The following is a 25911-nucleotide window of genomic DNA, read 5'->3' as shown; positions in this document are numbered from 1 at the left end:
GCATAAGCTAGTAAGACCCCTTGAAGACTACAAGGTTGATAGGTCAGAGGTGTAAGTGCGGTAACGTATTTAGCTGACTGATACTAATAGGTCGAGGGCTTGACCAATAATTAAGTTGTAATACATAATTATATGCAATTTTGAAAGAATAATCTTTCAATAAAACTCAATCAGTAAAATTGATGAGTACTACTTTCTAACAAGATCTAAGATTTTGTAAAATTAAGTATCTCGTAATGATGGCGTAGAGGTAACACTCCTTTCCATTCCGAACAGGACAGTTAAGGTCTACAGCGCCGATGGTACTGCATGGGAGACTGTGTGGAAGAGTAGGACGTTGCGAGGTTAATGGCTCGATAGCTCAGTCGGTAGAGCAGAGGACTGAAAATCCTCGTGTCACTGGTTCGATTCCAGTTCGAGCCACCATATATGGCGCTATAGCCAAGTGGTAAGGCAGAGGTCTGCAAAACCTTTATTCCCCAGTTCAAATCTGGGTGGCGCCTCCAAAAAAAACCTTGAAATATTTCAAGGTTTTTTGTTATTTTAGCAGATATATTAAGATTTAAATATATAAAAAGGATATGTTTTACTAAAGCATATCCTTTTTATATAGTATAAATGCTACAACTGCGCATATAGCAATTGTTAATAATGTTATAATTAAGAATCCATTTGGATCGCCCTCTGAAATTGGAAGCGTTATATTCATACCAAATATTCCGCTCATTATCGTTGGTATAGCCATTAATATGGTTACAGATGCTAATACTTTCATAACAATATTCAAATTATTAGATATTACAGAAGCAAAGAAGTCCATTGTACTAGCTAATATATTACTGTAGATTTCGGTCATTTCTATAGCCTGTTTATTCTCTATAATTACGTCTTCTAAGACATCTTTATCTTCTTCATATTTTTGCATTAATTCTAGTTTTAACATTTTTTCTAATGTAATTTCATTAGCTTTTAAAGATGTAGAAAAGTAAACTAATGATTTTTCAAGTGAATGTAACTGAATAAGTTCTCTATTTTTCATAGATTTATGAAGCCTTTTTTCAATCATTAGACTTTTTTTATCTATTTGTCTTAAATATAATAGATAGTAAGTTGATATTCTATTTAAAATTTGCAATATAAATCTTGATTTTTTAAATGTATAGAATGATTTTATTTTTTGATTAACAAAATCTGAAAGTATTCTACTATTTTTTAAACATACTGTTATTATTTGTTTATCTGTATGTATTATTGCTAATGGATAGGTATCATATGTTAAAGAGTTATCTTCCATTTCGGTAAAAGGAATATCGACTATAACCAATAAAGATCCATCTTCAAAATCAATACGAGAAGTTTCTTCATCATCAAGAGCCGAATTAAGAAAATCTATAGGAACTCCTGTTTTTTTTGATATTAGTATCAATTCTTCATCAGAAGGAGCTATTATATTAATCCAGCATCCATTTTCTATGTTGTCTAATGTATTTAAAACAGGATTATTTTCACCAATGCTTTTATAAATTTTAATCAAAAGAGCACCTCCTTGCGAATATTAGCAATGCTATATTAATTATACTATTATAAATTCGTTTGTAAACTGTTTTTAATGTTAAGAAAAATCCCATCAATCAAGTATATTAATTGATTGATGGGATTCGCTTGTTTAATTAGATTGAGAAAAGAATTCTTGCTTTACTTCTAATAATAAATTCTCGTTTTTAATTAGATCTATCCCTGTATAAGCAAGAGCTTTTGCAGATATAATACATTGATTTAAAGCGTAATCAGAAATAGTTGCTTTAGCGAAATCTATACTTCCATATTGTATAGTATCATCTTCTACTATAGATATATATGGATGAATTGTAGGAACTTTATGACTCACATCACCAATACTTAATCCTGCATATATATTTTTAGGTGGATTAATATTTATAATTCCACTTTCTTTTAAATTATGACTAAATAGTCGATTTAAAGTATGATTTGTAATTAACTCTTTATTTGGCTGTTCATATAAGAAAAAATTATTTTCTATACCTGTCAGTTCTGCAACGTATTTTACAATTTGTTTTATATGCTCATTTCCATATGATGCCAACTTAGAGGTTCTAGCTCTTATATAACATTTAAGTTCAGTCTCAGATGGAATAAATAAGGGGGTATTACCGCCATTAGAGATTACATAGTTTATTTCTAGTCCTTCAGGAAGACCTTTTTTGGTTGAATTTAAAATATTTATAGTTAAAAGTGCTGCATCTAGTGGGGTAAATGCGCTTCTATTTAAAAAGTGAAGATTTTTTGTTCCAATAAATTTTATACCTATTGGAATTATTGATGAAGAGGAACCACTTTCGCATGTTATTATATCTGGATGAACTTCCATGACAACATCTATATCTTCGAAGGTATCTTGTTTAACCATAGTTCCTTTACTTCCACCAAAATATTCACCAGGACAGCCAATTAATATAACAGATCCACCAATTTTATTAATAATATGGCCTAATGCAAGTGCGGCAGAAGCAGAAATCGTTGCAGTTAAATTATGACCAGTTATATGTCCAACATTTTCTATAGCATCATATTCACATAGATAGCATATTTTAGGGTACTTATCACCTTTCTGTGCAAAAAAAGCATTATTAATATCTAAGAAGTTCTTTTGTATATTAAAATTATATTTACTTAATAAATTACAGATATACTCACTAGAATTATGCTCTTTATAACTTACTTCAGGATTGTTATAAAGATATATACATAGATCATGGATATCTTTTTCACAGCTATATAAAAAGGAATTAATTTCTTGTTTCATTACTTCATAAGCTACAAATAGTTATAATCTATTTAATAAGAATACATTGAAAAGCAGATTATATAATATGTAGCATTCTCCTTTCATATGTTTTTATGATAATAGTATCTCCAAATTTAAAAAAATTATTGATTATTATGGGCAATATAAAGTGAGCTGTATTAAAAAATTAAGATTGGACAAAATCTTAATATATTTAAGGATATTTATAAAATTTAAATGTAACATAGGTTTAAAATAATATTTTAAAAAAAGGAGATATAATAAAATGAAAGATTTAAATAATAATTGTTTTTTATGTGGTATTTATAATAGTAATGGTATAATGTTAAATGAAAAACATATATGTGAAAAATGTGAAAAAGATATTGTTAATAGTCATGTAAAGGAACAAACATATGATTACTATTTAAAAATGATAAAAAGAATATTGTTTGATAAAAATATAATTCAGTGAGGTTGCTTATGAAAAAAGGTTTATTTATAGTATTTGAAGGTGGAGATGGATCAGGCAAAAGTACTGCTATAAATTCAATATATGATTGGTTTGTTGAGAATAAAATAAAGTGTATAAAAACAAGAGAACCAGGTGGGATAAAGATTGCAGAGGATATAAGACAAGTCATATTAGATAGGAATAATACTGCTATGGATGGAAGAACAGAAGCATTATTATATGCTGCAGCCAGGAGACAACACCTAGTAGAAAAGGTCATACCTGCATTGGAAGATGGAGTTGTAGTACTTTGCGATAGATTTGTTGATTCATCACTAGCATATCAGGGTTATGCTAGAGGTTTAGGAATAGATGCGATTATGAGCATAAATGAATTTGCTATTGAGGGATATATGCCTGATATATCTATATTATTTGATATAGATCCTAAAATAGGATTACAAAGAATAAATAATAACGATAATAGAGAAATTAATAGACTAGATTTAGAGAAGATAGACTTTCATGAAAAAGTTAGAGAAGGATATGAAATTATATATTCTAATAATAAAGATAGAATGATTAAAATAAATGCAGAGAAAAGTAAAGAACAGATAGCGGCTGAAATAAAAAATATAATAATATCTAAGTTAGATACAAAAATTAGCTTAAATATATAAAAATTATCTATTTGTGGTAAAATAAATATAATAATATATTTGAGAGGTTGGGGATGTAGAATGAAATTAATAATTTCTATTGTTCAAGATGAGGATGCATCAGACGTTATTGAAGCGCTAACAGATGAAAATTATAGAGTAACTAAATTAGCAACTACTGGAGGGTTTCTTAAATCGGGTAATACAACATTGATGACAGGTGTTGAAGAAAATCAGGTTAATGATGTAATTGAGATCATAAAAAGGATTTGTAAGAAAAGAAAAGAGCTTTTAGTTGCTCCTACGACTTTAAATGGAAGTGAAGCGGGTTACATGCATCAGTATCCAGTAAAAATTAATGTAGGAGGAGCTACACTATTTGTATTAGATGTAGATCAATTTATAAAAATATAATATTAGGAGAGATAGGCATTGAGAAAAATAATTGGGCATCAAATGATTAAAGGTGCAATAAATAAAAGAAATATAAATGGTTCATTTTCTCATGCAAATTTAATTATAGGCAATGATGGAATTGGAAAAAGTATAATAGCTCAATATTTAGCTAGTAAAATACTAAAGGGATTAGATTTCATTAATAGCGTTGATATTGTAAAATATTATCCTTCTTCCAATACATTTGGTGTAGATGATGTTAGAAAAGTAATTGAAGAAGTAAATAAAAAACCTTATGAGGGCAATAGAAAGGTTATTATAATGTATAAGTGCGATAAAATGACTGCACAAGCTCAGAATGCATTATTAAAAACTATAGAAGAGCCACCAGATGGTGTATTTCTAATTTTGTTAAGTGATTCATTAGAGCAAATTTTAGAAACTGTACAATCACGATGCCAAATATATAAACTAACGCCATTATCAAAAGATGAAATTTTAGAGTATATAGATGAAAACTATAAAAGCTTGAATTTAGAAGAAAGACAATCAGCGATAGCCTATAGTACAGGTATTCCAGGCAAAGTAGATAGATTTATAAAAGATGAAAAATTAAAACAATTAAGAGATTTATGCATAGAATTATTTGATGATATATTGGCTAGAAATAAAAAAATAGTTATTAAATATCAAGAAGCATTTAATAACTTGAAAGATGAGAAAGCTGATTTATTAGATATATTGCTTCTGTATATTAGGGATTTATTAGTTTTAAAAGAATTAAATAAAATCGAAAGAATCATTAATATTGATAAGGTAGAAAAATTAGAATTAATATCAAGAAAGATATCTTATAAAAAATTAAGTAATATGTTAGAATACATAAAAGAGGCAAGAATAAATTTTAATAGTAATTCAAACTATTCGATGACTATAAGTGTGCTGCTTATGGGATTTGCGGAGGTATAATTAATGATAAAGGTTATAGGAGTAAGATTCAAGAAGGCTGGAAAAATATATTATTTTAGTCCTGAAAAATTTAACATAATAAAAGGAGACTATGTAATTGTAGAAACTGCACGAGGCGTTGAATTTGGAGAATGTGTAATAGGAATAAGAGAAGTATCAGAAGAAGATATAATTTCTCCATTAAAAAGTGTAATAAGAATTGCAGATGAAAAAGATATATTAAAACATAAAGAAAATAAGGAAAAAGAAGAAGAAGCATTAAGTATTTGTTTAAAGAAAATAGAAGAGCATGAACTTAATATGAAGTTGATAGATGTTGAATATACATTTGATAACCATAAAGTAATATTTTATTTTACAGCTGATGGGCGAGTTGATTTTAGAGAGTTAGTTAAAGATTTAGCAACTATATTCAAGACAAGAATAGAATTAAGACAAATTGGAGTAAGGGATGAAGCTAAAATGATAGGCGGACTTGGACCATGTGGTAGACCAATGTGTTGCTCTAGTTTCTTAGGGGATTTTGCATCAGTATCAATAAAGATGGCCAAGGAACAAAATCTTTCACTTAATCCGACTAAGATTTCAGGTATTTGTGGCAGACTTATGTGTTGCTTAAATTATGAGCAAAGTACATATGAGGATATAAGAAAAAGATTACCTAAAGTAGGGGCTATAGTTAAAACACCATATGGAAATGGTGAAGTTACTGGAAACTCAATAGTAAAAGAAATAGTTAAAGTTAAATTAAAAAAAGGCGATGAAGAAGTTATTGAAGAATACGGTATATCAGATATAGAACTTATTTCCGGAGAATATGAGGATACTGTAGATGAATCAAATATAAAGTTAGAGATAGAGTCAGAAGAAGATAAAAAATTAATAAAAGATCTTTTTAGTGAAAAATAGGAGGATATTTTGTGAAATCTATTATTAAGATTTTAAATATGGAATCTGAAAAAGATGTAAAGTTAATTCAAAATGCTATAGTAAATAATTCAGGAATAATTGCGATTCAAGTATCTTTGCAAAAAAAAGAAATAGTTGTAATATATGATTCAATATATTTAAATGAAGAAAAAATTATTAATACCATAGAAGATTTAGGATATATAGTTATATAGGATGTGAAAATAAATTAACACCTTTATTGTAAATAAAATACTTTTAAAACAAGAGAATACGTGATAAAATGTAATTGGTTAATTACAACAATTTATTAGGAGGTGTTTAATATGGCATTTGTTATTAATGATTCATGTGTTAGCTGCGGAGCATGTGCAGCTGAATGTCCAGTAAATGCTATAAGCCAAGGAGATACTCAATTTGTTATTGATGCAGATACTTGCATAGATTGTGGAAACTGTGCTAATGTTTGTCCAGTAGGAGCTCCTTGCCAAGAATAATATTACATGGAATTGCCTTAACGTAGAAAACATGACTTTATGTTTTATTGTCATGATGACTGTAATAAGGTACTTAATTAAAATAAGGACATCACTTTTAGTGATGTCCTTATTTTAATTATTAATGATAAATACTTAACAATATAAATATAACTTTAATAATTAATTTAATTTACATATATTCATCAAAATAATATTAGACTGATATTTAGAAGTTAAAATATTAGTATCTAAGCTTGATGAATTAATTTTATTGATATATTTATTAGAGAATATAAATTTATCTAAATCATCTAGTGGAATGGAACTATCTAGAGTTCTATATTGCATAGGAATTATATATTTAGGTAAAATTAATTCACAAAGTTTTGAAGCTTCATAACCATCTAAAGTGAATTTTCCTCCTATAGGTATAAATAATATATCAATTCCTTGTAATTTATCTAAAATAGTATCATCAGGAATGTGCCCTAAATCTCCTAGATGACAGAATGTATAGTTATCAATTTTTAGTATAAAGATAATGTTTTTTCCTCTTTTAAGTCCTAATAGTTTATCATGATATGCATTAATACCATATGTTTTTGCAAAATTCATGTCAAAGTAACCTTCAGTATTGATTATTTTTGTATCTGTATTATTCTTATTAATATATGAATGATTAAAATGAGTATGACTCAATGTTATTAAATCACATTTGGGAAAACTAGCATTACTATTTATATCAATTTTAAATGGATCTAATAAAATTCTTTTTCCTGATGAGGTTTTAATTAAAAAGCAAGAATGTCCATACCAAATAATCTGCATATATATCCTCCATAAAATCAGTATTCAATATTATAGTATTAGCAAATAATATTAAAATTAATCAGTAAAATTTATAAATAAGATTTAGTCATAAATAATTAGGTTTGAAAATATATAAAAAAATAGTATAATATTATAAAGTCAAAGTAAGTCAAAAACAAAAATGATAAATAAGGTTTAAGCAGGTGATATTATGGCAAGACTGTCAGATATAATAGAAGATTTTATAAAAGAGATGTTTAACAATAATGACGATAATGTAGTTTTTATACAAAGAAATGAATTAGCAGATCAATTTAGATGTGCTCCATCTCAAATAAATTATGTACTAACAACTAGATTTACTTACGAAAGAGGTTATTTAATTGAGAGCAAAAGAGGTGGTGGTGGACATATAGTCATTAAACAACTTAGTCATGGTCGTTCTAATATCAGAGGACAACTAATAAGTCAAAGTATTGGAGATACAATTACTTATCATAATGCTAATGCTTTATTAGAGAACTTACTTGAATCAGATATTATTGAGGAAAAGCAATATGAACTAATGAAAATTGTAATAAATGATAGAAGCTTGATTTCAGTAGAAAATAAAAACAAAGTGAGAGCAGATATTTTAAAAGCAATGATTATGGTAATTTTATCTTAAAAGGTGGGATATATTATGTTGTGTGAAAAATGCAAAAAAAATGAAGCTAGAATAAATTTAGTTAAAATATTAAACGGTCAAAAGCAAGAAATATGGTTATGTGAAAATTGTGCTAGAGATATAGCTGATATTCCAATGTTAAATTCTATTAGTAAAGAAATTGATTTTCCATTTCAAGGAATATTAACAGGGTTAATATCAAATTTTAATAATGTTTCAGAAAAGAAAGAATTAGTATGTCCTAATTGTGGCATGCATTATGACGAATTTAAAAAGACTGGAAAGTTAGGATGTTCTGAGTGCTATGAAGAATTCTCAAAATCAAATGAACCATTAGTGAAGACAGCAACTAATTTTGTTAAGTATGCAGGAAAGATACCAAAAAGGAATAAGATTGAATTATCACAAAAGAAAAAGCTAAAAGATTTGAAAGAAAGTTTACAGAAGCTAATATTAGAAGAAGACTATGAGAAGGCTGCAGTAATCAGAGATAGTATTTCAGAAATAGAGAAAAGTATAATAGATGATAGTATATCAAGAATGATAGATGTGGAGGGGGAAGAGTATAATGAGAAACTGGATTCATAATTTGGCTAATAATGAAGATATTGTATTAAGCACTAAAATTCAATTAGCGAGGAATCTAAAGTTAGTCCCTTTTCCCAATAAATTAGATTATATGAAGGCAAGAGAAAATGCCGAATTAATATATGAAGTATTAAATGATACAATATATTCTGAAGATATGACTTTATATAAGTTATGGGAGAATGATAAAAAAGATTATGAGGACTGTATAGAAAAACATTTAATTAATAAAAATTTATTAGACAATTCAGAAAAAGGTGCATTCATAGTAAACAAAAATGAAACTATAAGCATTATGATAAATGAAGGAGAACATATAAAAATACAGTGCATAACAGCAGGATTGAATTTAGAAGAAGCATTTAATAGTGCTAATATAATTGATGATAATATAGAATCAAAATTAGAATATGCATTTAATGAAAATTTAGGATATCTAATGGAATCTCCTAAAAATATTGGAACAGGACTTGAAGCATCTATAGATATTCATTTGCCGGCATTAACTATGAATAATGAAATTGATAAGATATCCAAGACATTTGATAGGTTAGGAATGAGCATAAAAAGTATATATAATTACGATTCTGAGAAATATGGAAATATATATAGGATATCCAATAAATCATCATTAGGAATAAAGGAACATGAAATAATAGGAACATTAAAAGGAGTAGTTTTAAATGTAATTTCTGAGGAAAAAAGGGCTAAGGAGGTATTGCTAAGTAAAAATAAATATGAAGTAGAAAATAAAGTATACAGAGCATATGCAATACTTCAATCAGCAGTCCTTTTAGACGAGAAAGAGGCAATAGAACTATTATCTGATATTCGATTAGGAGTAGAACTTAATTTATTAAATATAGAAAATGGTAAGATTAATCAGTTGTTAGTTATGATTAAAAATAGTTCAATAGAGAATTATATAGGAAGACCATTAAATATAAGAGAAATAAATTATGAGAGAGCTAACCTTGTAAAGAGAATATTGATTTAGATATTTTATAATGAGAGGAGCAATAAGATGGAGGATAGCAAATTAACAGATAGAGCACAGATTGTTTTTTTAGAAGCAGAAAAAGAATCGGAAAATTTTAAACATGGATATGTGGGGACAGAGCATGTTTTGATTGGGATCATAAAAGAAAATGGATATTCAAGTGAACTATTAAAAAAATATGGTATCTATTTAGATAATGTAAAAAGAATGATTCAAAAATATATAGGATTTGGAGATATTAAGTTAGAGTATATTTCAAGAACACCAAGAGTAAAAAGGCTTCTAGAGGAAGGTGTGATTGAAGCTAAAAAACTAAATCATAAATATGTTTCTCCAGAACATATTTTATTAGCGATAATAAATCAAGAAGAGGGTATGGCATATACCATTTTAAAAATATTGCAATTAAACTTTGTGGGAATTAGAGATGATCTAGTATTATTTTTATCAGGAAAGTATGATGATAAAAAGATAGATAGAGAGGCAGAAAGAAGTAAGAAAGAAAAAACCCCTATGCTTGATAAGTATGGCAGAGATCTCACTGAGTTAGCGCGAGAAGGTATGTTAGATCCAGTTATAGGAAGAGAAAATGAAAATCAAAGATTATTGGAGATATTATGCAGAAGGATAAAAAATAATCCATGCTTGATTGGAGAACCAGGAGTAGGAAAAACTGCTGTTGTTGAAGGTCTTGCACAAAAAATAGTTAGAGGAGATATTCCAGAAGTGCTCCGAGAAAAGAGGGTTGTTGCATTAGATTTAACATCTATGATAGCCGGAGCGAAATATAGAGGTGAATTTGAAGAACGATTAAAGAGAACGATGGAAGAAATAATAAAAAATAAGAATATCATTGTATTTATTGATGAAATTCATACAATAATAGGAGCCGGTGGAGCTGAAGGGGCTATAGATGCTTCTAATATATTAAAGCCATCATTAGCACGAGGTGAAATCCAATGTATCGGAGCTACTACAATAGAAGAATATAGAAAATATATTGAAAAAGATTCGGCATTAGAAAGAAGATTTCAACCAGTAAATGTAAAAGAACCATCTAAAGAAGAGACTTTAGAGATTTTGTTTGGATTAAGAGAAAAATATGAGGAGCATCATAATGTTAGAATCACTGATGATGCTTTAGAGGCTGCTGTTAATCTAGCTGATAGATATATTAATGATAGATTTATGCCAGATAAAGCTATAGATTTAATTGATGAAGGTTCATCTAAAGTTAGAATTCAAAATTTAATAGCACCACCAGAATTAAAAGAGATTGAAAAAGAAATTGAATGTATAACTAAAGAAAAGGAAGAAGCTGTAGTTATTCAAAACTTCGAAAAGGCTGCAGACTTAAGAGATAAAGAAAAGAGAGTTATAGAAAAATTAGAGAATATGAAACAGGAGTGGAATAGTAAAAATTCATCTCAAGTATTAGTAGTTACGCCAGAACATATAGCCAGTGTTGTTTCCTCATGGACTAAGATACCGGTTGAAAAATTATCAGAAAATGAAAGTGAAAGACTATTAAAATTAGAGGAAATACTACACAAAAGGGTTATTGGTCAAGATGAAGCTGTTAAATCTATAGCTAGAGCTGTTAGAAGAGCAAGGGTAGGAATAAAAGACCCTAATAAACCTATAGGTAGTTTCATTTTCTTAGGTCCAACAGGAGTTGGTAAAACTGAATTATCAAAAGCATTAGCAGAAGTAATGTTTGGAGATGAAAATAATATTATAAGAATTGATATGTCAGAATATATGGAAAGTCATGCAGTCTCTAGATTGATAGGGTCTCCTCCGGGATATGTTGGATATGAAGAAGGTGGTCAATTGACTGAAGCAGTAAGAAGGAATCCTTACTCTATAGTTTTATTAGATGAAATTGAAAAAGCACATTCTGATATATTTAATATATTGCTTCAAATAATGGATGATGGAAGACTAACTGATTCAAAAGGAAAAGTTGTAGATTTTAAAAATACAATAATAATTATGACTTCAAACGTAGGTGCCCATAGTATTAAAAAACAAAAAGTGATAGGATTTAATAATTCTATCAGTGAAAATTCAGAATATGAAAAGATGAAAGAAAATATTTTGGAGGAATTAAAACAAAAATTTAAACCAGAATTTTTAAATAGAATTGATGATACAATAGTATTTCATAAGTTAAATGATGATGATTTAGATAAGATTATGGATTTGATGCTTGCCTCTATTAAAAACAGATTAGGCAAGAGAAATATTTACTTGGATTTTGAAGCTGATAGCAAGAAATTCTTATTAAATAAAGGCATAGATATTAACTATGGTGCACGTCCATTAAGACGACTTATAATTAAAGAAGTTGAAGATAGATTGAGTGAAGAAATATTACAAGGAAACATAAAAATAGGTGATAAATTAAAAGTTAATCATTTAGAAGATAAACTTGTATTTAGCAAATTATAATACAATAAAAAGTGGTTAGAGTATTTTATATATCTAATCACCTTTTATTATTTGAAAATAGATTTTAATTAATATTAATAAATGATAATAATAATTAAATAATAATAATTAAATAATTATATATACACATATTGATAAATAGTGATAAAATTAAAATATAAAATATAGAAATTAGGAGAGATATATGGATAAAGAAATAAAAGAATTAGATTTGATAATAATCGGAGGAGGTCCAGCAGGACTTACTGCAGCTATATATGCTGGAAGGGCCAAATTGAATACATTGTTGTTAGAGGATAAAGTTTTAGGAGGGCAGGTTAGAAATAGTTACACAATAGAAAATTATCCTGGGTTTAAAAGCATACAGGGAAGTGAATTATCTGACATATTACAATCTCAAGCTGAAGAAAGTGGAGCTATCATTGATGAGTTTGATTTAATAGAAGATATAATCCTTTCAGATGATGAAAAAATAGTTGAAACGGAGTCATTTATATATAAGCCTAAAGCTATAATAATTGCAACTGGAGCATCGCCTAGAAAACTTCCTATTCCACAAGAAAGTAAGTTTTCAGGCAATGGAGTACATTATTGTGCTGTTTGTGATGGTGCTTTATATGAAGGTAAAAAGATAGCAGTTGTAGGTGGTGGAAACTCAGCTTTAGAAGAAGCAATATTTTTAACTCGATTTGCAGAAAAAGTATATTTAATTAGGAGACATGATTATTTTAAAGGGGAAAAAACAAAAATAGAAGCTATATTTAATCACCCAAAGATAGAAGTTATGTTAAATGAAGACATTATAGGACTTCAAGGTGATGGCAAATTAGAAGGAATTGAACTTAAAAATACTAAGACAAATCAAATTACAAACATTGCTATGGATGCTGTATTTGCATACATAGGGACAGAACCAAAGACAGATTTAATAAAAAAATATATAAATTTAAATGAATACGGATATGTGATTACAGATGAAAATATGCAAACAAATATAAAAGGAGTTTATGCAGCAGGAGATGTAAGAGAAAAAGAGTTTAGGCAAATAACTACAGCTGTAGCTGATGGAACTATTGCACTTTTAAGTGCAGAAAAATATATAGTAGATAAGGAGAAATAATAGATGATAAAAATTTATTCAACTTCATGGTGCCCAGATTGCATTAAGGCGAAAAAATATTTTAATACCAAGGGTGTAAATTATTCAGAGATAAATGTAGCTGATAAGCATGAAGATAGAGAAGAAGTGTTTAGAGTGTCTGGACAAAGGACTGTTCCAGTAATACAAATAAATGATTCTGTGATTGTTGGTTTTGATAAAAAATTAATAGATAAGGAATTAAATAAATAATATAAAATAGAGCAATAGATAAATACTAAGAATATCTATTGCTCTAATTAAATAAATAATATTTATTGGATATTATTTATTGCTTCTAAAATAGCTGGTTTATCAAAGCCTATAATTATTTTTCCGTTAATATCCAAAACAGGTACGCTCATTTGATGTGATTTATTTATCATTTCTTCTCTCGCTACCATATCTTCTTGTACATTAAGATCTTCAAAATCAATATTTTGAGATTTTAAATAATTTTTTGCTTTAACACACCATGGACATGAATTTGTGCTATATACTTTAATCATATAATTACCTCCTAAATAATAATTATTATTTGTTAATTTCAATTATAGTACAATTCTATTTTTATATCAATGTTATTATTAATAATTATTATATAAGTGAATTTATTATTACTTAATTGTGTTAAATTGCTCTAGATTTGAATTTAATAATAGATTATTACATTCATTTTCAGAACATGAGTTAAATGATATATTACTTAGATTTTGCTTTGATGTTTCATGAAGGGGACTTTTTTTAGGGCCAGGAATATTTTTAAGATAATCTATATTTATCATATATATCACTCCTATAAATAATTTTTTATAGTATTTGCAACAATTAGGCAATATATACATAGAATATTGATAAATGAAATGTGTATAAAATGATTTTATTATGATAAGATTTTTATATTAATAAATATAAATTATTTCTGAAGAGATAAATTTGTGAGAGTTTATATAAAAAGGAGAAAAGTATGAAAAAGAAAATGCTGTATAGATGTTCTAATTGTGGATTTGAAAGTATAAAATGGTTAGGGAAATGTCCAACTTGCAATAGTTGGAATACCTTGCAAGAAGAAATCGTAGATATTAAGAAAAATGTAAGTGCAAAAATAAATTCTGGGAGTCAAATAAGAAAACTAAATGATATTATATCAAGTAAAGAAGATAGAATTATAACTGGAATAAATGAATTTGATAGAGTTATGGGTGGAGGAATAGTAAAAGATTCTATAACCATAATAACTGCAAGACCTGGTGCAGGGAAATCTACACTATTACTTGAAATTTCAAATGAAGTAGCTAAAAAGGGGTTAAAAGTTGTTTATGCATCAGGAGAAGAGAGCGATACTCAAATAAAAAATAGAGCAGATAGAATACTTAATAATATTAATGAAAATATATGGGTGATGCAAGAAAATAGTTTAGATAATGTTTTGCAGTCAATAGAAGATATAAACCCTGATTTAATAATTGTAGATAGTATTCAGACATTTACAATGGAAAGTTCATTGCCAGCGAGAGCGGGATCGCCTACACAAACAATGGAATGTGCAAACGCATTACTACAAGTTGCTAAAAATGAAAAAAGACCAAGAGCTGTTATTATAGTAGGACAGATGACTAAAAATGATGAGTTAGCAGGATTAAGAGCACTGGAACATTTGGTAGATACAGTTTTAATAATAGAAGATGATAATGAAGAAAACTTACGGGTTTTAGTTAGCTCAAAAAATAGATTCGGTGGGATTGAAAATGGATTTTTTGAAATGAGTGATAAAGGAATATTATCTATAGATAATCCTTCAGAATTTTTTATGACTAAACGAGAGGAAAATGAAGTGATATCAGGGTGTGCTCTATCTGTTATAAAAGAAGGCACGAGATCTATAATAACAGAAGTAGAAAGTTTAGTATCAAAGAGTTTTACACCGTATCCTACTCGTATTGGAGAGACGTTAGGAAAAGATAAATTGAATACACTAATATCTATATTGGAGCAGCGTGGTGGGATTAATTTATATGATAAAAATGTAATTATAAAAACAACTGGCGGAATGAAAATAAGAGAGCAGGGAATAAATTTAGCAATAATAATGAGTATTGTATCATCTATTAAAGAAAAGGGGATAAAGTCAAATATTGCCTTTGTGGGTGATGTTGGATTAACTGGTGAATTAAAGAGAGTACCGTCTATTGAAAGTAGGGTAAAGGAACTTGAGAGAATGGGATTTAAACAAGTTTATGTACCTAAGGAGTCATTTTTGAATGAACATAATTTTAGAAAAATACAAATAGTAGAATTAAAAACATTAAGTGAAGTAATAAATCATATATATAATTAATAGCTTCATAGAATTTATATGCATAAATTTATTAATAAATTGATTGAGAGATTGGAATTATTATAGTATCATAAATGATAGAGTTTAGTATAGGGTTACTTTATGCTTTGAATAAGTTTAGTATGTGAAAAGGGGTGAATTTATGAGGATTGAAAAAGGTACAGGAATAAAAGATATATTAAAAATAATGTGTCCAGGTACACAACTTAGAGAAGGGTTAGAAAATATATTAAGAGCAAAAACAGGTGGATTAATTGTTATTAGTGATAGCGAAGAAGTTATGAACATTGTAGATGGGGGATTTTCAATTAATTCAGAATATACACCTTCTTACGTTTATGAATTGGCAAAGATGGACGGAGCAATAGTTATAACAGAGGACTTGAAAAAAATTATTTGTGCAAATGCACAGTTAATACCGGATTCATCTATTCCTACTTATGAAACAGGAACCAGGCATAGAACTGCACATAGAGTAGCAAAACAGACTAATAAAATAGTAATAGCTATCTCACAAAGAAGAAATATAATAACTATGTACAAAGGGGATATAAAATATGTTTTAAGAGAAAGTAGTGTTATATTAAGTAAAGCAAATCAGGCAATACAAACTTTAGAAAAATATGTTGCAGTTTTAGATCGTGTAATTAACAATTTGAATTTACTAGAGTTTCAGGATTTAACAACATTGTTTGATGTGGTAACAGCGATTCAAAGAACAGAAATGGTAATGAGAATAGTTGAAGAAATTAATATGTACATATTAGAACTTGGAAATGAAGGTAGATTGATTTCAATGCAGCTTAGTGAATTGATACGTCACATAGAAAGGGATGGGATTCTATTAATTAGAGATTACTGCAAAGAAGATCTTAATTATAATGACATTTATGAAGCAATACAGAAATTAAATTCATCAGAACTTATAGATTTAGATGCTATCGCTAGAGTTTTAGGGTACTCAGGTATACCGTTAATGGATACTTTAATTTCTCCTAAAGGATATAGAGTATTAAGTAAAGTTCCTAGAATACCTGCAAATGTAATTGAAAACTTAATTAAAGAATTTAAGGAGCTAAGTGCAATAATTGAAGCAGATATTGATGATCTAGATAATGTAGAGGGAATTGGAGAAGCTAGAGCTACTGCCATAAGGAGTGGCTTAAAAAGAATACGTGAACAAATATCTTTAAAAAAGGAAATCTAATAAAAGCTAGATTAATAATCTAAATTATTAATCTAGCTTTTTTAGAATTAATTTAAGTTAAATTTACCTAAAGTTATCATCTTGTTATATTCTTTTATTATTATATCATATAAGCTTATGCCTAATAAATTACATAATGAAGTAAGATAAAATAAATTATTACCAATTTCTTTTTCTATAACCTCACGACAATCATCACAAGCAATACAAGAAGTCTTGCTATCAGATGAAATTTCCTTATTGATATTATTCTCTCCATTTTTTATGTAAGATATATTCTTAATATTAATGCATCCGCAATTTGTTATAGATTTTGCTATGGCTCTATTTACCTTGGAATTAGTTTCGCTATATTTGGTGATAACATCTAAAATGTTATTATGACGTATTAAACAATCATTTACACAATTTTGATATTCATCAAATATCATATCATTCATGTACTTCATCTCCTTAATAAAATACTATACTAAAGAATTCTATCTAGTACTGTAAAAGCTTTTATAGTTTTATAGAAAATTAGAGCATTAATTTAAATAAATTATTATAGCTATATTTCAAATACAAGTTATATAATACATAAGAAAATAGAAATTTAATAGGGGGACATTTTATTAAACTTAATAATTTATTCATTTTAGATAGATTAATTGTATGTTATAATTAACAATATATAGTATGACTATTAGATTGTAAGTATGAAAACACATAAAAGTGGAGATAATTAGAAGGAGGTGAATTATGTGTTAAAAAAAATATTGAGAGTTTTATTTACAATTTTAGGTGTTGTAATAGGGTATGTAATAGCACAAATGCTACTTGCGATACCTCAAATATCAAGTATATCATATCTAGCTAATACTATTGGGAAATTGACTTTCATTGTAGTATTATGTTTAATTTTTGGACTTATATTATTTTTTATTTGCCCTACAGTTTATAGAGGAATTTCTAATTTGATAGAATACATTGAGAGAAGTATGCAAAAGATGAGCATAGCAGAAATAATATATGGATGCTTAGGGGCAGTAATTGCATTAATATTAATGACTTTTATTGCTAAACCAGTAAGTGGTATATATCCAGTCGTAGGTCCAATATTATTGATAATATTAAATTTGCTGGCGGCTGTAATAGGTGCAGAAGTTATGATTAAGAAAAAAGATGATATAACTGGACTTATAGTAAATTTTAAAATACCATCAATGAAAGAAAAGAAAAGTAAAGAATCTAAAGAAAATTCAAAAGAAGAAGCAATTCAATATGAAATTCCGAAGGTATTAGATACTTCAGTTATAATTGATGGACGAATATTTGACATCTGTGAGACAGGATTTATAGAAGGCCCATTGGTTGTTTCAAATGCAGTATTGGATGAATTAAGACATATATCAGATTCTTCAGATGCATTAAAAAGAAACAGGGGACGAAGAGGATTAGATATATTAAATAAAATTCAAAAGGAATTACCTATTGAAACAAGGATAGTTGAAGATAATTTTCCTAAAATTACTGAGGTTGATAGCAAATTATTAAAGTTAGCACAAGAAATGAAAGGGAAAGTTATAACTAATGATTATAATCTAAATAAAGTCGCTGAATTTCAAGGGGTTCCTGTATTGAATATAAATGAGCTATCTAATGCAATAAAACCAGTGGTTTTGCCAGGAGAAGAAATGGTTATAGATATAGTTAAAGATGGTAAAGAATCTAGTCAAGGTGTGGCATATTTAGATGATGGCACTATGATTGTTGTTGAGGGAGGAAAAAGATATATTGGTCAAACAAAAGATGTATTAGTTACATCAGTACTTCAAACTGCAGCAGGAAGAATGATTTTTGCAAAACCAAAAGAAAGTTAGTGCTAAGGAGATAGAATGGTAACTGCAATTTTATTAGCTGGTGGAAAAGGGACTAGGATGGGAACTTCCAAAAGCAAACAATTTATTGAGATAAAAGATAAGCCTATTTTATATTATACTATTAAGTTGTTTATGGACAATGATTTAATAGACAATATTATTTTAGTATTATCAAAGGATGATACTGAATACTGTAAAAATGAAGTATTAAAAAAATATAATCTTAAAGTAAATAAAATAGTAGAGGGTGGAAGCGAAAGACAAGAGTCTGTATACAATGGATTATTAGCAGTTAATAATTCAGATATCGTATTAATACATGATGCAGCAAGACCTTTTACATCTGAACGAATTATTAATGATTCAATAAAATATGCTAAGAAATATAAGGCAACAGCACCTGGAGTTATGCCTAAAGATACAATAAAAATAAAAAATGAAAAAAATTTCTCTGTTGAGACTCTTGATAGAAAAAAACTTGTATCAATTCAGACACCACAAGCCTTTGACTATAATATGATTTATGAATGTCATAGTAAAGTTAAAGAAATGGGAATATCAGTGACCGATGATACAATGGTAGCAGAGCTTTTTGGAAATGAGGTTTATATTTTTCAAGGAGAGTACACTAATATAAAGATAACTACTCCCGAAGACATGATTTTAGCTGAATATTTGGTAAAAATCTAGTCTATTACAATATTATTGACAGGTAATTTTCAAAAAGTTATAATTAACTCACAACAAAATTATTTATAAAATCAATGATGAAGAATAGTAGAAATCGCAATTTCAGAGAAAAGGTCCATAGGCTGTAAGACTTTTAATAGATTTTGAACCAGCTTCGGAGTAATAGGAAAAAACTATCGGTTTAATACCGTTATCATTATTAGAGAACAAATTTAGGTGGTACCGCGATAATAAGTTCGCCCTAATATATATATTAGGCGAACTTTTTTTGTATTTTGACTAACACATTCTATGCTGGTAGATCTAAATAGTTTTCCGCAGTGAAGTAGAAAAAAGCTGATTTTATAAATGTAAGAAAATTAGTTTTAATAGGGTTAAAGTATAGAGCGAATGCAATGAAGGGTTAAAAATGTTCAATTTGAGTAATTAGCGAAATGTAATTTGATATTTAAAATTAAAGTAATTTAGAGCAAAAGCAATTTTAATGGCACTATAGGATGATTTGCATAAGTTATATGTTTAATGTACGAATTATCACAGTCAGTAAGAAAGTCTTATAGGCGTGAATAACCATTATTTTGCAGATGGTCCTAACTTAGAAAACTATATAAATTTATATACATTAGGAGGAACTTTTATAATGAAAATGTCTAATATGTTAATAACAACATTGAGAGAAGTACCAGTGGAAGCAGAAATCGATAGTCATAAACTTATGCTTAGAGCAGGATTGATAAAAAAAATGGCAGCAGGAGTATACAATTATATGCCATTAGGATTGAGAGTATTAAAAAAAGTTGAAGACATAGTAAGAGAAGAAATGAATTCAGCAGGAGCGCAAGAATTTTTGGCATCAGCTATGATTCCAGCAGAATTATGGCAAGAATCTGGTAGATGGGATGCGTATGGCGCCGAAATGTTTAGATTAAAAGATAGAGGAGAAAGAGACTTTTGCTTAGGACCAACTCATGAAGAAGTTTTTACTGATATAGCTAGAAGTATGATAAAATCATATAAGCAATTACCACTTAATTTATATCAAATTCAAACTAAGTATAGAGATGAGCGTAGACCAAGATTCGGAGTTATGAGATCAAGAGAATTTATTATGAAAGATGCGTATAGCTTTGATAAAGATCAAGAAGGACTAGATTTATCATATGATAAAATGCATGATGCATATGTAAAAATATTTAATAGATGTGGATTAGATGCTAAATGCGTTCAAGCAGATTCTGGGGCAATTGGTGGAGCAAATTCAGCAGAATTTATGGTTAAATCAGAAGTGGGAGAAGATGATGTAGTATTCTGCACTAAATGCAATTATGCTGCAAATATTGAAAAAGCAGTAGCTATTCCAGAAAAACAAGAAAAAGAAGATTTAAAAGAAGTTCATAAAGTTGAAACACCTAATGCAAGAACTATAGAAGAAGTAGCAAATTTCTTCAATGCAGATGAAAAAAGATTTGCTAAGACTATGTTATTTAATGCAGATGGAAAAATAGTTGCTGTTATGGTAAGAGGAGATAGGGAAATAAATGAGGTAAAGGTTACTAATGAAATTGGGGAAGTAAGCAATCTTGATTTCGCAAGCCCAGAAGAAGTTTTCAATGCAACTGGAGCATTAATAGGATTTGCTGGACCAATTGGAATAAAAGTTGATATGTTATTAGTAGATGAAGAAGTCGCTAATATGTACAATTTTATTGCTGGAGCAAATGAAACAGGATATCATGTTGAAAATGTTAATTATGGAAGAGATTTTGAAGGTATTGTTGGAGATTTTAGAAATGTGACTGAAGGTGAAAAATGTCCTTGTTGCAATGGCACTATAACTATAGCAAGAGGAACAGAAGTTGGGCATATTTTTAAACTTGGAACAAAGTACTCAAAAGCTATGAATGCAAATTTTATAGATGAGAATGGGAAAGAAAAGCCATTTATAATGGGATGCTATGGTATAGGAGTTACTAGAACTGTTGCTTCTATAATAGAACAGCACCATGACGAAAATGGAATAGTGTGGCCTTTGGCTGTTGCACCATATCATGTATCTGTAATTCCTGTAAATGTTAAAGATGAAAATCAACTTGAAGCAGCGAATCAACTTTATGAAAAATTAATAGGTATGGGTGTAGAAGCACTTATTGATGATAGAAATGAAAGAGCAGGAGTAAAGTTTAAGGATTCAGAATTAATAGGAGTACCAATAAGAGTAACTGTAGGTAAAAAAATTGGAGAAGGTATAGTAGAGTTTAAACTTAGAGATGGAGAAATGAGAGAAGTACAACTTGAAGATGTATATGATATAATTAAGGATGAATTTGATAAAAATAATATAAGCTTAAAATAATATTAGGAGGTAAATTGATGAAGATATATAATAGTTTAACTAGAAGAAAAGAAGAGTTTATCCCTATAGTCCCAAATGAAGTAAAAATGTATGTTTGTGGACCAACTGTTTATAATTATTTTCACATTGGAAATGGAAGAACTTTCATTATATTCGATACCGTAAGAAGATATCTGGAATATAGAGGATATAAAGTATCGTTCATTCAAAATTTTACTGATATAGACGATAAAATGATAAATAAAGCTAATTCAGAAGGTGTAACAGTAAAAGAATTAGGTGATAGATATATTGAAGAATATTATAAAGATGCAGATTTGCTTAATATAGAAAGAGCTACAATTAATCCAAGAGCAACAGAATATATAGATGAAATTATAAAATTTGTAGAACAATTAATAAATTTAGGATATGCGTATGAAGTAGATGGTGATGTTTATTTTAGTACAAATAAATTTGAGGCATATGGAAAACTTTGTGGTCAAAATCTGGAAGATTTACAAGCTGGCGCTAGAATAAATGTAGATGAAAGAAAAAAAGATCCGATGGATTTTGCAGTTTGGAAAGCACAAAAAACCGGTGAACCAGCATGGAAAAGTCCTTGGGGCATGGGAAGACCCGGTTGGCATATCGAATGTTCATGTATGGCTAAAAAGCTTTTGGGAAATACAATTGATATTCATGCTGGAGGGATGGATTTAAAATTTCCGCATCATGAAAATGAAATAGCTCAAAGTGAAGCAGTGACTGGCAAGAAGTTCGCAAACTATTGGATGCATGCTGCATTTGTAAATGTAGATAACAAAAAAATGTCTAAGTCATTAAATAATTTCTTTACAGCAAGAGAGATCCTTGAAGAGTATGATTCAGATGCTATAAGATTTTTAATGCTTTCAGGGCACTATAGAATTCAAATTAACTTTACTAAAGAACTATTAGATTCGTCTAAAGCTTCAGTTGAAAGGTTATATAATTGTATAAATAATCTTGAAAATTTAAAAAGTGAAGTTAAGCATAAGGATATGACAGAAGAAGAGTATATTTATTTAAAATCTTTAGATAAATACAGAGATAAATTCATTGAAAAAATGGATGATGATTTTAATACTGCAGATGCTATATCTGTACTATTTGATTTAACTAAAGATATAAATAATAATATAAGTATAGATTCATCAGTAGAAATTTGCGAAAATGCAGAGAAACTTATAAGGGAATTAGGAAAGCCACTTGGAATTTTACAAAAGAGGATTGAAAAGGACTTAGATTCAGAAATAGAAGAACTTATAGAACAAAGACAGGAAGCGAGAAAAAATAAGAATTTTGCGTTGGCGGATAAAATAAGAGATGATTTAAAGGCAAGAAATATTGTGCTAGAAGATACTCCACAAGGTGTAAGATGGAAGAAAATTAATTGATATTTCTTGTAAGAAAAGATTATTTAATTAATGGTTAGTATGCAAACATAAAAATAGCAATTAAAATGCACAGTACAAGTTAGCAAGACTTATATAAGTCTTGAATATTGTCATTGTGCATTTGCTTTAAAAGTGGTACTTTTAGTTAAAGAGGAGAAAAAAATGATAAATGACTTAAGAGTTAAAGAATTTAGTAAAGATGAAGCTAGAATGTTAAGCCCTTTGCAATTAGCTTTAATTGGTGATGGAGTATATGAAGTTTTTATCAGAAATTATATATTGAGCAACAATATATCATTAAATGCTAATAAGATTCATGTAAAAGCAATTAGTTACGTAAAAGCTAAAAGCCAATCTGATATAATGCATCAATTGGAAAGTTTACTTAAAGAAGATGAGTTAAGTATTTACAAAAGAGGGCGAAATGCTAAGTCAGCTACAATTCCCAAAAATGCAGATGTGAGAGATTATAGAATGGCAACAGGATTTGAGGCACTTGTAGGATATTTATATCTAATTGGAGATAAAGAACGATTGGAATTTGTGCTAAATAAATCACTTTACATATTAAATTAGATTTTATTATAAAATGCAAGGAGGGAAATGAATGCAAGAAAAAAATAGAGCTATAAGAAAAAATAGTGAAATGAAGAAAAGTAAAGATACAGAACAAAAAGATAAATTGAATAAAAAAGATAATTTGAATATAGGAAGAGAAGATTTAATAATAGGAAGGAATGCTGTTTCAGAAACTTTAAAGGGAAAAGGAACAATAGAAGCATTATACATATCTAACAATAGATCTGAAGGATCGATAAAAGCTATTATAGGAATGGCAAAGGAAAAAGGAATTCTTATAAAAGAAGTTGATAAGAGAAAACTTGATTCAATGTGTGGTGGGGAAGTTCATCAAGGAGTAATAGCTAAAGTGACACCATTTAAATATTCTGATGTATCAGATATCCTAGATTTAGCAAGAGATAAGAATGAAGATCCGTTTATAATTATATTAGATGAAATTGAAGACCCTCATAATTTAGGTTCTATAGCTAGAACTGCAGAGCTATTTGGAGCACATGGAATTATTATACCCAAAAGAAGAAGTGTGTCGGTAAATAGTACTGTGTATAAATCATCAGTGGGAGCTATTGAGCATATGAGGATAGCTAAAGTAACTAATATAAATAATACTATAGACGAATTAAAAGAAAACGGAATATGGGTTTATGGTACTGATATAAGAGCAAAAGAATATAGTTATGAAGCTGATTTTGCTGGACCTTGTGCAATTATAATAGGAAATGAAGGTAAAGGTATGTCTAAATTAACAATACAAAAATGTGATAAGTTAATTAAAATACCAATGGTGGGAAAGATTAATTCTTTAAATGCATCAGTAGCAGGTGGTATAATGATGTATGAAATATTAAAAGGGAGACTAAAGTGAGAGAGGTATATATGTGAAAACTATTTTTGTAGATGGGTACAATGTTATAAATAGCTGGCCTAATTTAAAAGCTACAAAAGATTTTACTTTTGAAGGTGCAAGGCAGTCTCTGATAGATATTCTTCATAATTATTCTGTATTTAATAGTTGCAGAATATCTATAGTCTTTGATGCACATAAGGTTACAGGAAGTATTGAGAAAAAAGAAGAGGTTAGCAATCATATATCGGTTATTTTTACTAAAGATGGAGAAACGGCTGATAGTTATATTGAGAAAAAAGTTAACCAATTAGGAAGAAAACATGAGATAGTAGTAGTAACTTCTGATAATTTAGAGCAACAAACGGTATTTCAAAGAGGGGCAGTTAGAATGTCTTCTTTAGAATTTTATAATGAAATTTTAAAGGTAGAAAAAGTGATTAAAAAGAATTCTGAAAATAATAAGATTGGATATAAAAATAGCTTAAGTGATAATATTCCTGATAGTATTGTTGAAAAGTTGGAAAAAATTAGAAGGGGAAAATGAATTAAGTTGACTAAGGCAATTTTGCTAAGGTATAATTGTTTACATAAGTAGTTTTATGCAGAAGAGAGTTGAGTGAGAATCGTTGGAAAAGTTTTTAGAATTTAAAGATAAATCAGATGAAGAAATTGTTATAGAAGCAAAATCAGGAGATAATAGAGCGCAAGATTATTTGATTTCTAAATATGAAAATTTTGTTAAGTCAAAGGCTAAGTCATATTTTTTAATTGGGGCAGATAAAGAAGATATTTATCAAGAAGGAATGATTGGTTTTTACAAAGCTATTAGAGATTATAAACCTGATAAGTCAACATCGTTTAAGGCTTTTGCAGAAATATGTGTAACGCGACAGATCATTACTGCAATTAAAACTGCTACTAGACAAAAGCATATTCCATTAAATACTTATGTATCATTGAATAAACCAATTTATGAAGAAGAATCTGAACGAACATTATTAGATGTTTTAGCTGGTATAAAGATTTCAGATCCAGAAGAACTTATAATAAGTAAAGAACAAATGGATTATATTGAGGATAAAATAGAAAATGTGTTATCAGATTTAGAGTTGGAAGTTCTTACATCATACTTAGATGGGAAGTCTTATCAAGAAATAGCATGTGATTTAGAGAGGCATTCTAAATCTATCGATAATGCTTTACAAAGAGTAAAAAGAAAACTGGAAAAGTATTTAGATATAAAATAATTTTTTTATTGACAAATAAAAAAAAGAATAGTAAAATT

General features: G+C 28.3%; 29 protein-coding genes, 2 tRNA genes, 2 rRNA genes and 1 other annotated feature. Of the genes, 27 read left to right on the top strand and 6 right to left on the bottom strand.

Going from position 1 to position 25911, the window contains the following annotated elements:
- The 4 genes from BN2920_RS03470 to BN2920_RS03455 all read left to right on the top strand — a co-directional run.
- Positions 1 to 107, top strand: a 23S ribosomal RNA gene (locus tag BN2920_RS03470); the annotation flags it as partial.
- Between the two features lie 122 nt (positions 108 to 229).
- Positions 230 to 346: ribosomal RNA gene (gene rrf / locus BN2920_RS03465) — 5S ribosomal RNA — on the top strand.
- Between the two features lie 4 nt (positions 347 to 350).
- A tRNA-Phe gene (locus BN2920_RS03460) sits at positions 351 to 426 on the top strand.
- A gap of 5 nt (positions 427 to 431) precedes the next feature.
- Positions 432 to 506, top strand: a tRNA-Cys gene (locus BN2920_RS03455).
- Between the two features lie 83 nt (positions 507 to 589).
- On the opposite strand, the gene BN2920_RS03450 is transcribed toward BN2920_RS03455, so the two are convergent.
- Both BN2920_RS03450 and BN2920_RS03445 read right to left on the bottom strand, forming a co-directional pair.
- Positions 590 to 1534, bottom strand: a complete 945-nt coding sequence (locus BN2920_RS03450) for a magnesium transporter CorA family protein (protein WP_058293635.1) — start codon at positions 1532 to 1534, stop codon at positions 590 to 592.
- A gap of 132 nt (positions 1535 to 1666) precedes the next feature.
- Positions 1667 to 2824: a zinc-binding metallopeptidase family protein gene (locus BN2920_RS03445; RefSeq protein ID WP_058293634.1), complete on the bottom strand. Its 1158-nt coding sequence runs from the start codon at positions 2822 to 2824 to the stop codon at positions 1667 to 1669.
- A 268-nt stretch (positions 2825 to 3092) separates the two neighbouring features.
- Here BN2920_RS03445 and BN2920_RS03440 point away from each other — a divergent pair, with 268 nt between their 5' ends.
- The 7 genes from BN2920_RS03440 to BN2920_RS03410 all read left to right on the top strand — a co-directional run bounded on the left by BN2920_RS03440 (position 3093) and on the right by BN2920_RS03410 (position 6690).
- Positions 3093 to 3281, top strand: a complete 189-nt coding sequence (locus BN2920_RS03440) for a sigma factor G inhibitor Gin (RefSeq protein ID WP_058293633.1) — start codon at positions 3093 to 3095, stop codon at positions 3279 to 3281.
- Positions 3282 to 3289: 8 nt separating this feature from the next.
- Positions 3290 to 3940 carry a dTMP kinase gene (tmk, locus tag BN2920_RS03435; RefSeq protein WP_058293632.1) on the top strand — a complete coding sequence of 217 codons (651 nt, stop codon included), beginning with the start codon at positions 3290 to 3292 and terminating at the stop codon, positions 3938 to 3940.
- A gap of 60 nt (positions 3941 to 4000) precedes the next feature.
- On the top strand, positions 4001 to 4333 hold the full coding sequence (locus tag BN2920_RS03430; protein WP_058293631.1) for a cyclic-di-AMP receptor: 333 nt from the start codon (positions 4001 to 4003) through the stop codon (positions 4331 to 4333).
- Positions 4334 to 4351: 18 nt separating this feature from the next.
- A complete protein-coding gene (locus BN2920_RS03425) occupies positions 4352 to 5284 on the top strand; it encodes a DNA polymerase III subunit delta' (RefSeq protein WP_058293630.1) in 933 nt (310 codons plus the stop codon).
- Positions 5285 to 5287: 3 nt separating this feature from the next.
- Positions 5288 to 6193, top strand: coding sequence for a PSP1 domain-containing protein (locus BN2920_RS03420; protein WP_058293629.1), 906 nt, complete (start codon positions 5288 to 5290; stop codon positions 6191 to 6193).
- Positions 6194 to 6204: 11 nt separating this feature from the next.
- Positions 6205 to 6408: a heavy-metal-associated domain-containing protein gene (locus BN2920_RS03415; protein ID WP_058293628.1), complete on the top strand. Its 204-nt coding sequence runs from the start codon at positions 6205 to 6207 to the stop codon at positions 6406 to 6408.
- 111 nt (positions 6409 to 6519) lie between these two features.
- Entirely contained in the window at positions 6520 to 6690 is a 171-nt protein-coding gene (locus BN2920_RS03410; RefSeq protein ID WP_058293627.1) for a DUF362 domain-containing protein, read from the top strand.
- A gap of 162 nt (positions 6691 to 6852) precedes the next feature.
- Here the strand turns inward: BN2920_RS03410 and BN2920_RS03405 are convergent, their stop codons facing one another.
- A complete protein-coding gene (locus BN2920_RS03405; protein WP_058293626.1) occupies positions 6853 to 7500 on the bottom strand; it encodes an MBL fold metallo-hydrolase in 648 nt (215 codons plus the stop codon).
- 193 nt (positions 7501 to 7693) lie between these two features.
- Here BN2920_RS03405 and BN2920_RS03400 point away from each other — a divergent pair, with 193 nt between their 5' ends.
- The 6 genes from BN2920_RS03400 (at position 7694) to BN2920_RS03375 (ending at position 13542) form a co-directional block, all read left to right on the top strand.
- Entirely contained in the window at positions 7694 to 8149 is a 456-nt protein-coding gene (locus BN2920_RS03400; protein ID WP_058293625.1) for a CtsR family transcriptional regulator, read from the top strand.
- Between the two features lie 15 nt (positions 8150 to 8164).
- Positions 8165 to 8737, top strand: coding sequence for a UvrB/UvrC motif-containing protein (locus BN2920_RS03395; RefSeq protein ID WP_058293624.1), 573 nt, complete (start codon positions 8165 to 8167; stop codon positions 8735 to 8737).
- A complete protein-coding gene (locus BN2920_RS03390; RefSeq protein ID WP_058293623.1) occupies positions 8718 to 9734 on the top strand; it encodes a protein arginine kinase in 1017 nt (338 codons plus the stop codon). The genes BN2920_RS03395 and BN2920_RS03390 overlap by 20 nt, the downstream gene beginning before the upstream one ends.
- Before the next feature lie 27 nt (positions 9735 to 9761).
- On the top strand, positions 9762 to 12191 hold the full coding sequence (locus tag BN2920_RS03385; protein WP_058293622.1) for an ATP-dependent Clp protease ATP-binding subunit: 2430 nt from the start codon (positions 9762 to 9764) through the stop codon (positions 12189 to 12191).
- 184 nt (positions 12192 to 12375) lie between these two features.
- Entirely contained in the window at positions 12376 to 13311 is a 936-nt protein-coding gene (trxB, locus tag BN2920_RS03380; protein WP_058293621.1) for a thioredoxin-disulfide reductase, read from the top strand.
- A gap of 3 nt (positions 13312 to 13314) precedes the next feature.
- Entirely contained in the window at positions 13315 to 13542 is a 228-nt protein-coding gene (locus BN2920_RS03375) for a glutaredoxin family protein (RefSeq protein WP_058293620.1), read from the top strand.
- A 62-nt stretch (positions 13543 to 13604) separates the two neighbouring features.
- Here the strand turns inward: BN2920_RS03375 and BN2920_RS03370 are convergent, their stop codons facing one another.
- Positions 13605 to 13838, bottom strand: coding sequence for a glutaredoxin family protein (locus BN2920_RS03370; RefSeq protein ID WP_058293619.1), 234 nt, complete (start codon positions 13836 to 13838; stop codon positions 13605 to 13607).
- A 108-nt stretch (positions 13839 to 13946) separates the two neighbouring features.
- Positions 13947 to 14114, bottom strand: a complete 168-nt coding sequence (locus BN2920_RS21185) for a hypothetical protein (RefSeq protein WP_157065753.1) — start codon at positions 14112 to 14114, stop codon at positions 13947 to 13949.
- 182 nt (positions 14115 to 14296) lie between these two features.
- Between BN2920_RS21185 and radA the strand changes: the two genes are divergently transcribed.
- Complete coding sequence (gene radA, locus BN2920_RS03365) at positions 14297 to 15667, top strand: DNA repair protein RadA (RefSeq protein WP_058293618.1); 1371 nt, start codon at positions 14297 to 14299, stop codon at positions 15665 to 15667.
- Positions 15668 to 15809: 142 nt separating this feature from the next.
- Positions 15810 to 16874, top strand: a complete 1065-nt coding sequence (disA, locus tag BN2920_RS03360) for a DNA integrity scanning diadenylate cyclase DisA (protein ID WP_058293617.1) — start codon at positions 15810 to 15812, stop codon at positions 16872 to 16874.
- 47 nt (positions 16875 to 16921) lie between these two features.
- Here disA and BN2920_RS03355 read toward each other — a convergent pair whose 3' ends face one another.
- On the bottom strand, positions 16922 to 17314 hold the full coding sequence (locus BN2920_RS03355; protein ID WP_058293616.1) for a nucleoside triphosphate pyrophosphohydrolase family protein: 393 nt from the start codon (positions 17312 to 17314) through the stop codon (positions 16922 to 16924).
- A gap of 303 nt (positions 17315 to 17617) precedes the next feature.
- Here BN2920_RS03355 and BN2920_RS03350 point away from each other — a divergent pair, with 303 nt between their 5' ends.
- The 8 genes from BN2920_RS03350 to sigH all read left to right on the top strand — a co-directional run bounded on the left by BN2920_RS03350 (position 17618) and on the right by sigH (position 25873).
- The gene (locus BN2920_RS03350) at positions 17618 to 18736 is read left to right on the top strand and encodes a PIN/TRAM domain-containing protein (RefSeq protein ID WP_058293615.1); all 1119 of its coding nucleotides are present in this window, start codon (positions 17618 to 17620) and stop codon (positions 18734 to 18736) included.
- Between the two features lie 15 nt (positions 18737 to 18751).
- On the top strand, positions 18752 to 19426 hold the full coding sequence (gene ispD / locus BN2920_RS03345; RefSeq protein ID WP_058293614.1) for a 2-C-methyl-D-erythritol 4-phosphate cytidylyltransferase: 675 nt from the start codon (positions 18752 to 18754) through the stop codon (positions 19424 to 19426).
- Positions 19427 to 19491: 65 nt separating this feature from the next.
- Positions 19492 to 19673: a binding site (T-box leader), on the top strand.
- A gap of 393 nt (positions 19674 to 20066) precedes the next feature.
- Positions 20067 to 21779 carry a proline--tRNA ligase gene (locus BN2920_RS03340; RefSeq protein WP_058293613.1) on the top strand — a complete coding sequence of 571 codons (1713 nt, stop codon included), beginning with the start codon at positions 20067 to 20069 and terminating at the stop codon, positions 21777 to 21779.
- 17 nt (positions 21780 to 21796) lie between these two features.
- On the top strand, positions 21797 to 23197 hold the full coding sequence (cysS, locus tag BN2920_RS03335; RefSeq protein ID WP_058293612.1) for a cysteine--tRNA ligase: 1401 nt from the start codon (positions 21797 to 21799) through the stop codon (positions 23195 to 23197).
- 162 nt (positions 23198 to 23359) lie between these two features.
- Complete coding sequence (locus BN2920_RS03330) at positions 23360 to 23773, top strand: Mini-ribonuclease 3 (protein WP_058293611.1); 414 nt, start codon at positions 23360 to 23362, stop codon at positions 23771 to 23773.
- 31 nt (positions 23774 to 23804) lie between these two features.
- Positions 23805 to 24644, top strand: coding sequence for a 23S rRNA (guanosine(2251)-2'-O)-methyltransferase RlmB (gene rlmB, locus BN2920_RS03325; RefSeq protein ID WP_058293610.1), 840 nt, complete (start codon positions 23805 to 23807; stop codon positions 24642 to 24644).
- Between the two features lie 13 nt (positions 24645 to 24657).
- Positions 24658 to 25170, top strand: coding sequence for an NYN domain-containing protein (locus tag BN2920_RS03320; RefSeq protein ID WP_058293609.1), 513 nt, complete (start codon positions 24658 to 24660; stop codon positions 25168 to 25170).
- Between the two features lie 82 nt (positions 25171 to 25252).
- Positions 25253 to 25873 carry an RNA polymerase sporulation sigma factor SigH gene (gene sigH / locus BN2920_RS03315; protein WP_058293608.1) on the top strand — a complete coding sequence of 207 codons (621 nt, stop codon included), beginning with the start codon at positions 25253 to 25255 and terminating at the stop codon, positions 25871 to 25873.
- Positions 25874 to 25911 lie beyond the last annotated feature (38 nt).

The sequence above is a fragment of the Clostridium neonatale genome, from assembly GCF_001458595.1.
Taxonomy (GTDB): Bacteria; Bacillota; Clostridia; order Clostridiales; family Clostridiaceae; genus Clostridium; species Clostridium neonatale.
This window is presented reverse-complemented; position numbering and strand designations above follow the sequence as displayed.

Coding starts and splice junctions, on each gene's coding strand:
- BN2920_RS03385 (WP_058293622.1), top strand. CDS start 9,762: ATGGAGGATAGCAAATTAACAGATAGAGCACAGATTGTTTTTTTAGAA.
- BN2920_RS03410 (WP_058293627.1), top strand. CDS start 6,520: ATGGCATTTGTTATTAATGATTCATGTGTTAGCTGCGGAGCATGTGCA.
- trxB (WP_058293621.1), top strand. CDS start 12,376: ATGGATAAAGAAATAAAAGAATTAGATTTGATAATAATCGGAGGAGGT.
- BN2920_RS03440 (WP_058293633.1), top strand. CDS start 3,093: ATGAAAGATTTAAATAATAATTGTTTTTTATGTGGTATTTATAATAGT.
- rlmB (WP_058293610.1), top strand. CDS start 23,805: ATGCAAGAAAAAAATAGAGCTATAAGAAAAAATAGTGAAATGAAGAAA.
- BN2920_RS03445 (WP_058293634.1), bottom strand. CDS start 2,824: ATGAAACAAGAAATTAATTCCTTTTTATATAGCTGTGAAAAAGATATC.
- ispD (WP_058293614.1), top strand. CDS start 18,752: ATGGTAACTGCAATTTTATTAGCTGGTGGAAAAGGGACTAGGATGGGA.
- cysS (WP_058293612.1), top strand. CDS start 21,797: ATGAAGATATATAATAGTTTAACTAGAAGAAAAGAAGAGTTTATCCCT.
- BN2920_RS03355 (WP_058293616.1), bottom strand. CDS start 17,314: ATGAATGATATGATATTTGATGAATATCAAAATTGTGTAAATGATTGT.
- BN2920_RS03340 (WP_058293613.1), top strand. CDS start 20,067: ATGAAAATGTCTAATATGTTAATAACAACATTGAGAGAAGTACCAGTG.
- BN2920_RS03395 (WP_058293624.1), top strand. CDS start 8,165: ATGTTGTGTGAAAAATGCAAAAAAAATGAAGCTAGAATAAATTTAGTT.
- BN2920_RS03430 (WP_058293631.1), top strand. CDS start 4,001: ATGAAATTAATAATTTCTATTGTTCAAGATGAGGATGCATCAGACGTT.
- BN2920_RS21185 (WP_157065753.1), bottom strand. CDS start 14,114: ATGATAAATATAGATTATCTTAAAAATATTCCTGGCCCTAAAAAAAGT.
- BN2920_RS03420 (WP_058293629.1), top strand. CDS start 5,288: ATGATAAAGGTTATAGGAGTAAGATTCAAGAAGGCTGGAAAAATATAT.
- tmk (WP_058293632.1), top strand. CDS start 3,290: ATGAAAAAAGGTTTATTTATAGTATTTGAAGGTGGAGATGGATCAGGC.
- BN2920_RS03370 (WP_058293619.1), bottom strand. CDS start 13,838: ATGATTAAAGTATATAGCACAAATTCATGTCCATGGTGTGTTAAAGCA.
- BN2920_RS03330 (WP_058293611.1), top strand. CDS start 23,360: ATGATAAATGACTTAAGAGTTAAAGAATTTAGTAAAGATGAAGCTAGA.
- BN2920_RS03390 (WP_058293623.1), top strand. CDS start 8,718: ATGAGAAACTGGATTCATAATTTGGCTAATAATGAAGATATTGTATTA.
- radA (WP_058293618.1), top strand. CDS start 14,297: ATGAAAAAGAAAATGCTGTATAGATGTTCTAATTGTGGATTTGAAAGT.
- disA (WP_058293617.1), top strand. CDS start 15,810: ATGAGGATTGAAAAAGGTACAGGAATAAAAGATATATTAAAAATAATG.
- BN2920_RS03375 (WP_058293620.1), top strand. CDS start 13,315: ATGATAAAAATTTATTCAACTTCATGGTGCCCAGATTGCATTAAGGCG.
- BN2920_RS03400 (WP_058293625.1), top strand. CDS start 7,694: ATGGCAAGACTGTCAGATATAATAGAAGATTTTATAAAAGAGATGTTT.
- BN2920_RS03405 (WP_058293626.1), bottom strand. CDS start 7,500: ATGCAGATTATTTGGTATGGACATTCTTGCTTTTTAATTAAAACCTCA.